The 14,491-nt window shown below is 43.3% G+C and carries 17 protein-coding genes; 11 read left to right on the forward strand and 6 right to left on the reverse strand.

The genetic code is table 11. From position 1 onward, the window contains the following. Positions 1 to 178 precede the first annotated feature (178 nt). Complete coding sequence (rlmD, locus tag B9Y67_RS02685; protein WP_085505244.1) at positions 179 to 1,648, forward strand: 23S rRNA (uracil(1939)-C(5))-methyltransferase RlmD; 1,470 nt, start codon at positions 179 to 181, stop codon at positions 1,646 to 1,648. Between the two features lie 56 nt (positions 1,649 to 1,704). On the opposite strand, the gene B9Y67_RS20570 is transcribed toward rlmD, so the two are convergent. Then, on the reverse strand, positions 1,705 to 1,869 hold the full coding sequence (locus tag B9Y67_RS20570) for a hypothetical protein (protein WP_166761431.1): 165 nt from the start codon (positions 1,867 to 1,869) through the stop codon (positions 1,705 to 1,707). Between the two features lie 260 nt (positions 1,870 to 2,129). On the opposite strand from B9Y67_RS20570, the gene B9Y67_RS02690 reads away from it, so the two are divergent. Further along, positions 2,130 to 2,648 carry a YehS family protein gene (locus tag B9Y67_RS02690; protein WP_085505245.1) on the forward strand — a complete coding sequence of 173 codons (519 nt, stop codon included), beginning with the start codon at positions 2,130 to 2,132 and terminating at the stop codon, positions 2,646 to 2,648. Positions 2,649 to 2,886: 238 nt separating this feature from the next. Here B9Y67_RS02690 and B9Y67_RS02695 read toward each other — a convergent pair whose 3' ends face one another. Continuing rightward, the gene (locus B9Y67_RS02695) at positions 2,887 to 3,111 is read right to left on the reverse strand and encodes a hypothetical protein (protein WP_085505246.1); all 225 of its coding nucleotides are present in this window, start codon (positions 3,109 to 3,111) and stop codon (positions 2,887 to 2,889) included. A 130-nt stretch (positions 3,112 to 3,241) separates the two neighbouring features. On the opposite strand from B9Y67_RS02695, the gene B9Y67_RS02700 reads away from it, so the two are divergent. Further along, entirely contained in the window at positions 3,242 to 3,967 is a 726-nt protein-coding gene (locus tag B9Y67_RS02700) for a VCBS repeat-containing protein (protein WP_176223895.1), read from the forward strand. A gap of 195 nt (positions 3,968 to 4,162) precedes the next feature. Next, positions 4,163 to 4,732, forward strand: a complete 570-nt coding sequence (locus tag B9Y67_RS02705) for a hypothetical protein (RefSeq protein ID WP_085505247.1) — start codon at positions 4,163 to 4,165, stop codon at positions 4,730 to 4,732. 121 nt (positions 4,733 to 4,853) lie between these two features. On the opposite strand, the gene B9Y67_RS02710 is transcribed toward B9Y67_RS02705, so the two are convergent. Next, the gene (locus B9Y67_RS02710) at positions 4,854 to 5,579 is read right to left on the reverse strand and encodes a toast rack family protein (protein WP_176223896.1); all 726 of its coding nucleotides are present in this window, start codon (positions 5,577 to 5,579) and stop codon (positions 4,854 to 4,856) included. A 270-nt stretch (positions 5,580 to 5,849) separates the two neighbouring features. On the opposite strand from B9Y67_RS02710, the gene B9Y67_RS02715 reads away from it, so the two are divergent. From B9Y67_RS02715 to B9Y67_RS02730, 4 genes are read left to right on the forward strand one after another with little or no spacing between them, the layout of a single operon-like run. After that, positions 5,850 to 7,118: an ammonium transporter gene (locus B9Y67_RS02715; protein ID WP_085505249.1), complete on the forward strand. Its 1,269-nt coding sequence runs from the start codon at positions 5,850 to 5,852 to the stop codon at positions 7,116 to 7,118. 37 nt (positions 7,119 to 7,155) lie between these two features. Next, a complete protein-coding gene (locus B9Y67_RS02720) occupies positions 7,156 to 8,127 on the forward strand; it encodes a DUF294 nucleotidyltransferase-like domain-containing protein (RefSeq protein WP_085505250.1) in 972 nt (323 codons plus the stop codon). Further along, complete coding sequence (locus B9Y67_RS02725; protein WP_085505251.1) at positions 8,118 to 8,840, forward strand: exonuclease domain-containing protein; 723 nt, start codon at positions 8,118 to 8,120, stop codon at positions 8,838 to 8,840. Before B9Y67_RS02720 ends, B9Y67_RS02725 begins: the two co-directional genes overlap by 10 nt. A gap of 15 nt (positions 8,841 to 8,855) precedes the next feature. Then, a complete protein-coding gene (locus tag B9Y67_RS02730; RefSeq protein ID WP_085505252.1) occupies positions 8,856 to 9,101 on the forward strand; it encodes a MerR family transcriptional regulator in 246 nt (81 codons plus the stop codon). 180 nt (positions 9,102 to 9,281) lie between these two features. Here the strand turns inward: B9Y67_RS02730 and B9Y67_RS02735 are convergent, their stop codons facing one another. Further along, the gene (locus B9Y67_RS02735; protein ID WP_085505253.1) at positions 9,282 to 9,704 is read right to left on the reverse strand and encodes a hypothetical protein; all 423 of its coding nucleotides are present in this window, start codon (positions 9,702 to 9,704) and stop codon (positions 9,282 to 9,284) included. A gap of 240 nt (positions 9,705 to 9,944) precedes the next feature. On the opposite strand from B9Y67_RS02735, the gene B9Y67_RS02740 reads away from it, so the two are divergent. From B9Y67_RS02740 to B9Y67_RS02750, 3 genes are all read left to right on the forward strand, one after another. Next, complete coding sequence (locus B9Y67_RS02740; RefSeq protein ID WP_085505254.1) at positions 9,945 to 11,483, forward strand: BCCT family transporter; 1,539 nt, start codon at positions 9,945 to 9,947, stop codon at positions 11,481 to 11,483. Positions 11,484 to 11,661: 178 nt separating this feature from the next. Beyond that, positions 11,662 to 11,877: a DUF2187 family protein gene (locus tag B9Y67_RS02745; protein WP_062440227.1), complete on the forward strand. Its 216-nt coding sequence runs from the start codon at positions 11,662 to 11,664 to the stop codon at positions 11,875 to 11,877. Between the two features lie 126 nt (positions 11,878 to 12,003). Beyond that, the gene (locus tag B9Y67_RS02750) at positions 12,004 to 12,768 is read left to right on the forward strand and encodes an STAS domain-containing protein (protein ID WP_085505255.1); all 765 of its coding nucleotides are present in this window, start codon (positions 12,004 to 12,006) and stop codon (positions 12,766 to 12,768) included. An 88-nt stretch (positions 12,769 to 12,856) separates the two neighbouring features. Here the strand turns inward: B9Y67_RS02750 and B9Y67_RS02755 are convergent, their stop codons facing one another. Then, on the reverse strand, positions 12,857 to 14,059 hold the full coding sequence (locus B9Y67_RS02755; RefSeq protein WP_085505256.1) for an MFS transporter: 1,203 nt from the start codon (positions 14,057 to 14,059) through the stop codon (positions 12,857 to 12,859). A 6-nt stretch (positions 14,060 to 14,065) separates the two neighbouring features. Beyond that, a complete protein-coding gene (locus tag B9Y67_RS02760) occupies positions 14,066 to 14,491 on the reverse strand; it encodes a MarR family winged helix-turn-helix transcriptional regulator (protein ID WP_085505257.1) in 426 nt (141 codons plus the stop codon).

The raw sequence follows: 14,491 nt of genomic DNA on the forward strand, positions 1-14,491 counted from the left end.
ATGTAAATAAGATAGGCCTGTCCCTGTTAAACAACCGTAGGGGCAGGCCTTTTATAATTTAAAATATAAGATGAAAAAGGACTTCTATAAAATAAGGAAGTTCTTACCGTATGTTTTACTGCTAACTGTGGCTAGTATATAATGGATTGTCAAGGATGAAGAAAGATGGGAAGTGCCTATGAATAAACGAAAAAATAAAGGATATAGAGATTCAGGAAAAAAACGCCTGGACAAAAAGAATAAGAAACAGAACTTCTCTCGGGGAAGTCAAAAGGGTGGCAAACCTAAAGGAAAGCGGAAAACGGTAACCGCGAAGGTGACCTGTTCCGGTCTTACCAATGATGCCAAAGGCATTGTCCAGTGGGAAGGTAAACAGTTGGAGGTAGCGAACCTGTTGCCTGGGGAAACGGCTGAGGTTACCGTGTCTCAAAGAGGAGGCTTTGTCAACGCCGAGCTGAAGCAGGTGATTACCCCCTCTAAAGATCGGGTAACTCCGCCGTGCGAGTATTACTATGAGTGCGGGGGATGTCAGATTCAGCATATGAATGAAGAGAAGCAAATGCGTTTCAAGCAGGAAACGGTAGATGAACTCATGAAGCCGTTCGTTAAGCCGGAAGCGATTATGACCATGGACCACCCGTATGATTACCGGAACAAGAGCCATACGACATTCGGTCTGAATCAGCATCGTCAGGTAATTGGCGGACTATACGCCCAGCACACGCATCAGATCATACCAATGGAACGGTGCCTCATTCATGACCCGAAAGCGGACGAAATTGTGCAGACGATCAGAGATATCCTTCAAAACTCAAAAATGCAGCCTTACAACGAAGATACTGGGCAAGGGTTCCTGCGACACGTATTGGTTAAAGTCGGCAAAGTCAGCGGTGAAATTATGGTGGTGCTGGTAGTCGCGTCACCGGTGTTCAAGGGTAAGAACAATTTTGTAAAAGCCCTGCGAAAGGCTCATCCGGAAATTACGACCCTTCTTATGAATGTCAATAACCGGGACACCAGTATGGTTCTGGGCGATCAGGAAAAAGTATTGTTCGGCAAGGGAACGATTACGGACACCCTCTGTGGACTGGAGTTTGAAATCTCAGCGAAATCCTTCTATCAGATCAACCCTGTGCAGACAGAAAAGTTATATGGGAAGGCGATTGAAATGGCGGAGCTGTCGGGCAAGGAAACCGTAGTGGATGCGTATTGCGGGATTGGTACCATCAGTCTGATTGCCAGCCAAAAAGCAGGGAAGGTTATTGGGGTGGAGTTGAATAAAGATGCCGTCCGTGATGCTATCCGCAATTCCAAACGCAACGGCATAAAAAATGCCAGGTTCTATCAGGGAGATGCCGGAGAGTTCATGGTACAGATGGCAGCACGTGGGGAGAAAGCTGATGTAGTAATTATGGATCCGCCTCGAAGCGGGAGTGACGAAGCATTCTTGTCCAGCGTAGTGAAGCTGAATCCAAAACGGGTAATCTACGTATCGTGCAACCCTGAGACACAGGCACGGGATATGAAGTACCTGACGAAGAATGGATATAAAGTAGAAGGTATTCAGCCGGTGGACATGTTCCCTCAGACCCATCACGTAGAAGCTGTCGCAAAACTAGTGTTAAAAGAAGAAGCAGGTAACCGGTAAAGGGTTCCTGCTTTTTTACTTTAAAAATTTTGGCGATAAGCCAAGTTTTTCTACTATTACTTTTTCCCTTCAAGCTCTTCGCGATCAGCGATTCTTGCTCGTTCCTGGGCTCTTGCAGCATCTACATCTGTAAATGTCTCCTTACTTTCTCTTTCAGGCAGGCTTTCTGTAGGTGTCTGATTGTTAGTTAATGCACCATCTCTTAATGATTTTCGTTTCATTTGATACCCTCCTTCTTTCCGTTATCTTTTGTTATAAATTGAAATAAAATCCTTAGTAAAAATATCCTTCATTGGTGCCTGAGATCTTTTAAAGTATAATGGGAATCGACTGAATGAACGCAGACATATATGAATGAGGAATGGGAACAAATAAAACGCGGAGCCGGGAGCGGAAAAATCATTTAAAATCTGACGGTCTCTTGGCAGCCCTTATGATGAAGGTATGCTGTTAATTATGTAATTTTATTGGAGGTTTCTAAATGGATAACAATGATATATTAATTCGATTGAGGTATGCGTTAGATATAAAAGATCAGGATATGGTAGAAATATTTAAACTTGGGGGAGAGGACTTTACAAAAGAAGAAGTATCAAAGATACTCACCAAGTCAGACGACAGTTACGAGGAGGACGTTGAGAACGCCTCGGAGAATGATGATCATATAAAATGCACAAATAGTATGTTGGAGTCATTTTTAAATGGCTTGATTACGTTCAAAAGAGGACCACAAGAACCAAAACCTGGACAGCCTAATAAATCAGACAGGTCCATTAAAAATCATTCAAGTGTAAATAACGTGATGCTGAAAAAAGTGAAAATAGCACTAAAATTAACGAGTGAGGATATCATAGATATTTTAGATGAAGCGGGAGTCACGATAACAAAAGGGGAATTAAGTGCGTTATTAAGAAAAGAAGGACACAAAAATTATAAAGAGTGCGGAGATAAGTACGCACGGAATTTCTTAAAAGGGTTAACGATTAAATATAGAGGATAGAAGTCTTGGTGAACTCACTTTTCACCCTGATATAACTACTTTTTGGATTCGAAATCTTAGGTGGCCCCCTTAAGCGTCGAAGGCCAGTGGTGTCTAATAAGCGAAAATATCTTCTAGCAAACAGCAGTCACTGTCTAGTTAATTTCTGAACTTGTCTAGTAAAGCTCTGTGGGTTTCTAGTAAACCCTTTCTCCTGTCTGGAAAAATCCCTCTTTTTTAAGCAAAGAGGGATTTTTCGTTAATATAGAGGCCCTTCGTCGGGGCAAAGCGGAAAACCATGGATATCCTGAATCGTATAAAGATCATATTGCATTAAAGCGAATTGGGTATGGTAAAGGTATTGCATAACGAGAAGCTTTCCTTCAGAAATTCCGCATAAAACACCTGAGGCTCCTGTTCCATCCACGAAAGACACTCCAATCGGCTGACCATATAAATATGGCACTTTCTGCTGCCATGGCATAGCTGACACTCCCCCCCAATCTAGTGTATAAACAAAAGCGTACTTCAGTGCCTGTATGATTAACTTGAACGTGTTTCCTGGATACAGCATAGGTTATTGCATCAATAAAATTTATGCTGGGGAGTCTGTTATGTACAGATATTATTACAATCCAAACATGAGAGTTACTGGTGTGGTCGCTTCTGCAACTGGGGACGTAAATGGGGACGGTGTTCCCGATATCGTTTACGTGACTGGTTATAGAGAATCAGACGTTTCTATTATTCAAAATATGGCACTTGGAATCCGGGATGGAGCGACAGGGGTTTCTGTCAGTATTCCATTGAAAGAAAATATCGGGTATGATCCCATGCTGTTTCTTGGAGATTTCACCGGAGACGGAATTAATGATATTTTGATTAATATTCCTACAGGGGGCAGTGGCGGGACGACAAACAACTATATCTATTCTTTTATTAATAACGAGGCCCGCTTGCTGTTCGACTCTGATGCGTTCAACCAGACCTATACCTATGATGTTACTTACAAAGATGACTACAAGGTGGAAGTGTGGAGTAAAAGGAATAATAAAAGATATATCATCGATTTATCACAGAGGGATCCGGAGTATTTAAATGAATTGTATGATACCAACGGAAAACTGAAGGAGCCAGTCAGTGGATGGGTAGATCCTATCAGCGGTCTATACCCAATCGATTTTGAATTCGATAATATCTATGATCTAATCGCTTATCAACAGATTGCAGGAACGTTTCATGCCGATGGGTTAGGTACAATTCAAAATAGATTAAAATGGAATGGCTATATGTTTGTTTTGGACTATCAGGATTTATCCATCTATGGTTCTCAGGAATAAGCTTTAACCCTTGATAAAACGTAAAAAGCCTCATCTTAGGCGGCTATGCAAGGGGGCATTTCCCCTACTTAAGCCCTTCGTATAAACAACAACTTTTCTATCATTTTTCGATAAGGCGGGCAGTTATCTAATAACCCGCCTTTTTCGTATGCTATTATAACTATAATCATTCCTATCAAAGGAGGGTACTCTGCCATGTCTATGCTGAGTAAAGCGATCTACATGCGCCTGGAGGATATTCAGGAGGAGAAGAAGCAGCTCCGGGAAATGTTGAACCAGCTTACCAAAGAGCAGCAGGAACTTATCGCTCGACTTGAACGGTTAGAGGAGAAAAGGGAAAATGGCGATCCTTCTGCTGTTATAGCGGAGTTAGAGGAGAATGGTAGCGTATGGAAGGATAGCAGCCTGGATTTGCCCGAAGCCAATGGGGGAGAAAAAGGGGCGCGCCAAAAGAAAGATCCGTTACCAAGCGCAGCGACGAAAAACGAATATATCCTTCCGACGGAACCGGAAGCACTTTCCGAGGATGGAACGAAACGAATGAGTTATAAGGAACTGACACAAATTTTGATTGATTTTGCGAAAGAACATAACAATCAGGTTGACCATCAAGCATTTGAGCAATACCTGATCGACGTCTATGATTTCACTCCTAAGAACTTTTCCCAAATCATTTGGCGGGCAAGAAAAGAGGATTCCCGATTACGCAGCTTAATCAGTGGAAGCCGCAAAATTACTGTATTGGATACGAGCATGGCCAAGTAAAAAAGCTCTGTGATCACTATGACCAAGAGCCGCTTCGCTAATACGTGAACTTATATTAATATTTTATCTTTTGCGAGGCTGCAAAGGAAGAGGGCTGCTCTTCACCGGCAGTCCTTTTTCTTTACTTTTTCTCTACCGTAATATCTCCAACCCCCATATCAATATCAACCTCCATGATGACGTCCGCACCATTTTCGTAAGCTTCATTTACAAACGTATCGTCACCTTTGGTAATGAAGTCCTTGATATTTAAATCTCCAACACCATTATCAATCTTAATTTTTACTCCGATTTCCTCTGGCAGGTATACCTTGGTGTCACCGACCCCAGAATCAATCGTGACATCAAAGCTTTCTTTTCTTTCTCCGGAGAGGTCTAAGGTTACATCCCCTACGCCCGTGTCGATATCTAAATCGGTTAAGTTCATCCTGCGTAAATCCAGGTTAGAATCAGAGACACCAGTCTCGATTTCAAGTTCGGTTGGGACATCCTCATTCAACTGTACATTCCATTCACTTTTACTGTTGAATCCGAAGATGCTTACCTGAAACCATCTTCGTTTCTCGCTGATTTCTAAATGCCCTTCTGTGCCACTTCGTTTATAGGTGACTACAGGTTCTTTCCGGGAATGATCATATTCGAATTGAGCTTTCATCCATTCTTTGGATCCGGGTGAAACATGGAGGCTTCCGACACCCATTTCCAGGTCTACTGATAAAAATTCCGCATCATCCCGTTCGACCACTTCCTCACTTTTTCCTTGTTTAGCACCAACCATCTGGTATCCCGTAAACAACAAAACCAATGCGGCCACCACCGCAACAGAGAACAAAAACATCCTTTTCATAACCTTCGCCCCCTTCACCATCTACCTACATTATAGCGCTTAGATGGAAAATAAATAACGGCTTTTGGTGTAATTTCTCCTAAGCCTCCAGACGTATTTTGTGGATAGCCGAACTGTTTCCCTTTGGACGTTTCTTTTAAGAAGAGAGATAGAATTTTCAGAAACCTTGTCAGATAATCTGACAAACCAATTGTGACACCCTTTCATTCGTAGTAACTTAATAACTAACATTTAATGTTACAAAAACTAACATGAAAGGGAGAGGATTAAATGGAAACAGTTTTGATGGATAATTTGTGGGTGATTATTGGTACATTTTTAGTATTTCTTATGCTGGGAGGATTCATTTTGCTGGAGGCCGGATCTACCCGGATGAAAAACGCCGGCCATATTGCCGGTAAGACCATTTTCACCGCTGGAATCGGTTCATTAATGTTTTGGGCAATTGGCTGGGGATTCATTTATGGAGAGGGCAATTGGTTTATTGGTCTATCGGATTTCTTCTATGGTGATGCTTCTTTCAGTGGAGAAGGGCTTTCTCCAGCAGTAGATTTTATGTTCCAGATGATGTTTGCGCTAGTAGCGATGACGATTGCGTTCGGCGGATTTGCGGAGCGTGCGAAATTATCAGCTTATGTGATTTTTGCCGTACTATTTTCGGCGGTCATCTATCCGGTTGTAGCTCACTGGATTTGGGGCGGCGGCTGGTTAGCTGACCACGGGAAGCAGGACTTTGCTGGTTCAACGGTAGTTCACCTGACGGGGGCGATGGCAGCTTTGGCAGCAACCATTGTTCTGAAGCCTCGTATCGGAAAATATAACAAAGATGGTTCTTCCAATGATCTTGCCGGGCACAACCAGGTATATACAGCGCTTGGCGTATTACTGCTATGGGTAGGTTGGTTCGGTTTCAATGGAGCAAGTACATTTGAGGTAGCAGATGCATTCTTTGGGTTTGTCATGCTGAATACACAATTAGCAGCCGCGGGCGGTGCCGTTTCGGCGATGCTGGTTGCCTATGTTTGGACTGGTAAAGCGGACGTGCCGACGACATTAAATGGCGCGTTAGCAGGGCTTGTTGCCATAACGGCTCCTGCCGGCTTTGTTGCACCATGGGCAGCTGTGATCATCGGTCTTATTGGCGGGGTGATTGTCGTCTATAGTATGAAGTTGTTTGATCGAGCGAAAATTGATGATCCGATTTTTGCTTTATCTGTCCACGGGACCGTCGGTGTCTGGGGAACGCTTGCTAATGGATTATTCGCCGTCCCTGCTTTCTCGACAGAAATCGGCTGGGGGCAAGCCGGATTATTCTATGGCGGTGGCTTTACTCAATTAGGCGTGCAGACGGTGGGTGTTGTGGCAAGTGGTCTATACGCTTTCGTTGTGGCATTAATTATCTTGAAGGTAATGGATAAAATGATGGGCGGGATTCGTGTATCGGAAGAAGAAGAGATTGTTGGTCTGGACTTGAGTGAACACGGAGGCTATGGCTATCCGGAAAACATTCCTCATCCGGAAGAACAAAGGGGCGCATAACCAATGAAACGATTAGTTGAAACAGGGGGGGTCTACCTTGAATAGCTACGGAAAAATCAGAGATTGGCGGCAAACATATATAAAAGACGTTTCAACTGATCATGACAAGCTGAATAGGTTTCACGATGAAGTTATCGCAGCAACAGTGGAATGTGCTATGAATTACGTGCAAAGGGAGCGGGGGGACCCTCCTGCTCCCTTTGCCTTCTTTTTAATGGGAAGTGCCGGAAGGTTTGAACAGTCGGTGTTTAGTGATCAGGACCACGGGATCATTTTTGATGGGAGTCAGGAGTTCGAAAACTATTTTTTAACTTTAGGAAAAGAAATAGCCGAGGGTTTGGAAGTAGTCGGTTATCAGCTCTGTGACGGCAAGGTAATGGCGTCCAATCCGTTGTGGTGCCAATCTCTAAGCAGCTGGAACCAGCAGGTAACCGATTGGCTGACCGAAGCGAACTGGACATCGCTGCGTCACTTTTCTACTTTTTTTGATTCCCGGGTATTGATTGGTGAAGAACGTTTTCTTGAAGAAATCAAAAAGGAAGCTTTGACCATTATCCATTCCCGCCCAGAATTATTTATTCGATTAGTAGAAAATGTTGATTTCATTAAAAAAGGCGTCGGTGTTTTCGGTCAATTGCTTCCGGGGGCGCATGGGGAGCAATCGGGTAAAATTCACGTGAAACAGACCACTTTCTTTCCTTATGTCAATGCCATGAGGCTCCTCGCTTTAAAAGAGGGCATATTAGCTCCTTCTACGTTAACAAGGTTTGAAAAAATAAAAGCTGACTATCCATCACTGCATCGCTTTGAGGGTTATTTCATGAAACTTCTGGATTTTCGACTTCGTTTTCAGCAAGAGGTAGAAAGTTACGACCAAGCGCATCTGATTGCTATGGAACAATTGACGAAAGAGGATAAGAAGGAGCTTAAGTTATTCATGAAGAAAGGATATGAGCTTTTTTCCGATACAAAGAAAATGATAGATAATGAGTGTTCCGCATGGTCATGAATCACATGCTGCAATTCATCAGACAAGTGTCAGGCCGTCTTTATCCGGAAGCTTCTGCCTCCGTAGCCGACCCTGGACAGCTAGCCTATATCAGGAACCTTCATCGAGAGATAAAAAAGCAGGATGTACTGAATACCCCATTTGATGATTTAAGTGTCGTTGTTTTTGATATTGAAACGACCGGGTTTTACCCTTATAAGGGAGATCGTATCTTGTCAATTGGGGCAGTGAAGGTACAAGGTGAGCGAATGTTAGAAGAGACGTTTTATTCCGCCATTCATAATGACTCCGAGCCTTCCGAAGAAATTCAAGAACTGACAGGCATGACGATAGAAGAGTTGAAAGGAGCGCCTTTGCTGCCGGACGTGTTGAAAAAATTCTATCAATTTGTGGAAAGTGATACGCTCGTCGCTCATCATTCCAGCCATGAGAAGCAGTTCATGAAGCATGCGAACTGGACCGCTTTGAGATCCGATTTTCAGCATCGCATCATTGATACATCCTTTCTAACAAAGATTGTGCACCCTGATTCTGATTTATTTTCCCTTGATGATTATTGTGAACACTATGGTATTTGCAATCATCAAAGACACCATGCCTTGTATGATGCACTTGCAACCGCGCATTTATGGACGGAAAGCATTCGCCATATCAAAAGGTTAGGCTACGACCACTTGAACGATGTGTATGCCCATATTGCCAAATTAAAATGAGGGAGGGGAGGGGATGTGAGTGATGAAATTCCTCATCATGTCCAGACGTTTCCAATCAGTGTGGTGAAGAATGCTACGCAATTAACGGCAAGGCAAATACGTTATTACGAAGAGCATGGATTAATCAACCCGAATCGAAATGATGGCAATCAGCGTGTATACTCGCTGAACGACATTCATCAGTTGAAAGAAGTGAAACTGCTTATCGAACAGGGAGTCAATATTGCCGGTATTAAAAAGTTAATGAAGAAAGAATTTTGATATAAAAGGCCTCTCAAATCCGATCGGGTGCTGAGAGGCTTTTTTAATGGTCTAGGAAATTATAAAATTTTCTTGTTGTGGATAACTTTACGTGGTGGATCCCATCCAGCTCCAGCGCCTACCCCCTCGAGGTCTTAAGCTTGTCGGGGGTGAGCAAGGCGCTTGCGCTTTTGTTCTGGTTTATAAACCTTTGATCAGCCTTGCATCTAGTTCTCTGACTTTATCATAGGAATCAAGCAATTCTTCAGGTGCCAATGTTCTGCCATATTCCCACGCGTTTGTTTCAATTTCATTCTTCAATGCTTCGACTTCCTCATCTTCCCCATACATCAGTGTCCGTATGTCATGCTTATGTTTTTTAAACGTCAGATAATAGCCGAGTTCGTGATAGAGCATAATTTTCACTAAATTTTCATCGGATTCTTTAATCTTCATTTTACTGATATACCCATTCACTTCCAGATAATTGAATGTAAGTGTATTGGTCGATACGTTGAAACTCATGGGTGCTGAGAGCCGGTTGTTCGCTTCCGAGTGGATGTCTAATTGGTTTTCATTTTTGGTCTGCTCGATGATGGTTTCAATATCCCAAATATATAACATCAGCCAGATCACAATCCTTTGTCCAGGTATTTTTTTCCGTCTTGTTGGATCGTTAGTTTTATTTAATCAAAATTAGCTAGGTTTGCAAAGCTATTAGACTGTTTTTCTTCTAATTTTTGGAGTGGAAATATGGAATTAAATAGAAAAGCCACTTATTTCGAATTTCGTTATAATTTATAGTTTTGGGGTAATAGGAAAGGGGAACCATTACGAGGCGAGAGAAAAATAGAGGAGGATTCGATGAATAAAAAGAAGCTGATTGACTACTCGATATTTGTACCATCCTTATTAATTATCATAGCGATCAGTATTCCATTTGCCTTATATGAAAAAGAGTCCTTGGAACTACTAAATGCTATCTTTGATTATATTGTAGAAGTGTTCAGCTGGGGGTATCTCTGGTATGGCATCATTCTGGTTGTCGCAGGACTTTATCTATCTTTTTCAAAATATGGACAAGTGGTACTGGGAGATCCGAACGAAAAACCACGGTTCAGCCTGTTTGAATATGCGTCTATTTTGATAGCGATGGGTGTAGGTTCCACTATTATGCGGACGGGGATGCTGCAATGGACGTCTGTAGCAAACGATCCGCCTGCTGGTGTGGACCCTGGCTCAGCAGAAGCGCTGTTATGGGGTAACTCCTACAGTATGTTTTTGTGGGGCTTCCAGGTGTTTGCGATATTTGTTATGGCCGCTCCGGCGATGGCTTATATCCTGCACGTAAAGAAGCGTCCACTGATGCGGATTTCTGAGGCTTGCCGGGATATTTTCGGTGATAAGTTTACGGACGGTATCGGCGGTAAATTTCTTGATATCTTATTTCTGATCAGTATCCTGGCTGGTGCTGCTGTAACATTAGGGTTGGGTGCGCCAATCATTACCCATAATTTATCCAGCCTGCTTAATATGGAAGTTACATTTACGATGACGATCATTGTCACTATCGTTTGGGTATTCCTGTTCTCACTAAGTGCCTACTTAGGAATTGAGAAGGGGATTAAACGATTGAGTACCTGGAATATGTGGTTAGCCGGCCTGTTTTCTGTTTTTATTCTAATAGCTGGTCCGGGCGTATTTATCCTGAATTACTTCTCGGATAGTCTTAATTTTCTATTATCCAACTATCTGAACTTTTCGTTGAATACAGAATCGGTATATGAAGGTTCGGCTTCTCACGTTCAAAGTAACACTGTCTTCTGGTTTGCTTACAGTGCGACATGGGCGATGCTTCATAGTGTCTTCGCCGCTAAGATTTCCAGAGGGCGTACCATTAAAGAAATGATTTTGACATACTTGCTGGCGCCAACATTGATTTCCTGGATTGCAACAGGGGTTCTTGGCGGTCTGGGGGTCAACAGATATTTAGAAGGCGACCTGGGTATCTTGGAGTTTGTTGAAAATGAAGAAAGGATGGCGGCAATCCCGGAAATATTGAATACACTTCCGCTAGGTAGTATGGCGATTGTCATCTTCATGATTGTGGCGCTTATCTTCCTGACGACCACGCTGGACTCCACAACGTATACGGTCGCGGCTTATACCAGTACGAGGGATATGAGTAAGTTCGAACCTCCGAAAACACTGCGTATCATCATAGCGGCAGTTATTACCGGACTTGCGCTTGTCCTGATGCGTATTGGTGGACTTGCTCCACTTGAGGTCATTTCCGGTCTGATGGGGCTGCCAATCATTGCCCTGCAATTCCTTCTCATCTATGCAGCGATACGGATGATCAATAAAGACCAGGCGTGGAAGCATAATATACGAAAGTTCTGATGTAATCCGGAACTACATCAGTCAAAAAAATAGATAAACGGAGCGGCTCCAGGGGGCTGCTCCGATTGTTTTTAAAGAGGGGGAGAGGCCCCGCATATCAAAAAGATGGAAATTTTCTATAAATTTGTTATAATGTCAGAAAACATCATACTCATTATTGATGGAAAGGATGTTAGCTATGGAAACCCCAGAAGGTCACGAAGCAAATATTGGAGATATAATTTCATTTAAATTGAATGGTGTTGACGCAAAAGGGAAGGTAGTTACATCTTCCTGCCAGCGTTGTGTTATGGTGGACCTAAGTGTGATGGAGAACCTGGAAGATACAGGGTTCGAGCATACCCATACCGTAGTAGGTCCGGGAAAATACAAAGTAATTGAATCTTCGAAATAATAACACCTATAATCTATAGTAAGAAGTCTGACTCAGTCCTGTCCTGGGTTCAGGCTTTTTCTTATGAAAGGTTGCCTGAGTGCTATAAAATAATGACATAAACATAAAGTAGGATAGGTGAAATAAATGAGTTTTGTTGGTGAAATCCCCAGAAATCTATCATTGTTGGATACTTTAAACAGTATTGGAGAAAATATTTTAATTGCAGATACAAATTACGATGTGAAGTGGATGAATGACAATGCGGTAAAGCTGTTCACTGCAATCGCACCGTTGTTTAACTTGGATGGTGCTGAAGATTTTATCGGAATGAATATGGATCATTTTCACACAAACCCGGCGTATCAGCAGGAGAAAATGGCGACCTTGATGGAGACGCATCGCGCCCGTATCAATATCCGTAATCAATTTGTCGCAGATATTGTCATTACGCCTGTGCAAGGTGAAGCAGGTAACGTGGACGGTTATGTGGTCATGCTGATGGATGTGACAACAAAAGCGGAAGAGGAAAAAAGGAAAGATAAGCTGATTGAGGAGCTATCGACGCCGCTGATCAAGATTTGGGATAAGGCGATAGCGGTGCCCTTAATCGGTACTTTTGATAGAGAGCGTTCGGAACGTTTGACTTCGTTTGTTTTGAAAGAATGTGCATCTGCGGATATTGAGCATGCTTTAATCGATTTAAGTGGTATTCACACGTTTGATGAAGGCATCAGCTACCAGGTACAGCAGTTGACGGAAACCTTGACGCTGGTAGGAACGGAGTGTATTCTTGTTGGAATTACGCCTCAGCTGGCCATGAGTTTTGAGTATCTGGATAGTGAACTCGCCACGTTCCGGAATGCACATGCCGGGCTGGAACATATTATTGAAAAATCAAAGCGGACCTGAGTTAGCAGTTTCATTATAAGAAAAGCATTGACGTAGTCCTCCTGGATAGACGACACGTCAATGCTTTTTCTATGATATAAATGCGGGATTATACTGGGTGGTTCTTAGCTGCGTATTTGGGCTGACGCTTGGCCTGGTACGTATAGAAAAGGCCGATTAACACGAGTACGACAACAGCGCTGATCAGGTATAATTGCTGGAATCCTGCTTTTGCTACCACTAATCCCCAAACGAAGGAGCCGGCAGCAATTCCGGTATCATAGAACATGAAGAAGGTAGCGGTCGAGTGTCCGCTTCGGGCAATTGGTGCTGATTGGACAGCCATAGTCTGGAAGCTTGGCAGCAGTGTCCCATAGCCGAGCCCGATAATAGCTGCGGAAGCGAGCAGCATCCACGCGGCACTAGTAAAACTGATAAACACCAGGCCGAAAGCGAAGATGAATAGACACGGGATAATGACAAACTTCGGCCCCTTGATGTCATAGGCCCTTCCTAAATATGGACGCGAGAGCAGCATGGCCATCGCGAAAACGAGGAAGAAATAACTGGCAGCCGATGATAGCCCGATTGCATTAGCATAAACGGACAGGAATGAAAGGATGCTCGAATAAGATAATGCAGCCAGGCTGCTGATCAAGGCGATCGGCACTGCCTTTGTCTCGATCAAATCATGCAGAGATAATTTAAACGTGCCCGTTTTCCGGACCGCTTCGGTTGCTTGTGGTACCTTAACCAGAAAAGCAGATAGAGCTCCGCTGATCATAAATACACTTAACAGTATAAAAAGAACCTGGAATGGGGCGAACTGTAGTACCGAAAGGCCGATGAATGGGCCGACTACGACCGCTAGGTTCATAGCCATAGCGAAATATCCGATACCTTCACCACGGCGTGACTCGGGGACGACGTCAGCGGCAATTGCTCCGCTCACCGTCGTGAACAGGCCGAATGACAGACCGTGAAACAATCGCAGCCATAATAAAGGTATAAAATCCTTAATTCCTATATAAAGGAAGGTGGTCATTGTAAACACCATGATGCTGACGAATAATGTCTTCCTTTTGCCGATCACATCTATTAGCTTCCCTGAAAAAGGCCGGATGAGAATAGCTGCTACTAACATGGCAGTGACCGTCAAGCCGCCCTGGGCTTCTGTTCCATTCATATCATGAATGACATAAATGGGGAGGGTGGTCAAAAGGGCGTAAAAAACCAGAAAGACCGTGAATTGTGTCAACGAGATACTGATGAAACTCTTCGTCCAAATCGGTTCTCGCTTGCTTTGTTCCATGATGCATTACTCTCCTTCAGTGGCACCTAATTTCCTTAGTAGAAGTTGTAAGTGTTGGATTTCCTCGCTGGAAAGCGGGTGTGCCATTTCCTTTTCAACTTGATCGACCGCTTCATTGACAGCTGCAAACTTTTGTTTAGCGGCGTCCGTCATTTCGATGACGCGTTCCCGTTTATCCTCGCCTTGTTTCCTTATAATCCAGCCGTTCTTTTCCATTCGTGATAACGTGCGAGTGACCGTAGGGGCTTCTACGTTCAAATACTTCCATATTGCTGTTTGCGTCATCGGGCCGAATTGATCCAGACAAAAAATAATGGACCATTGGGAGTGGTATAACCCATGGTCGCTCAATACGTTGTTCACTTCTTTTGTAATTAGCCTCACTCGTTGGTTCAATAAATGAAATAATTCGCGGGTTTCGGTATTAGTCAA

The sequence above is a fragment of the Thalassobacillus devorans genome, assembly GCF_900176565.1.
Taxonomy (GTDB): domain Bacteria; phylum Bacillota; class Bacilli; order Bacillales; family Halobacillaceae; genus Thalassobacillus; species Thalassobacillus devorans_A.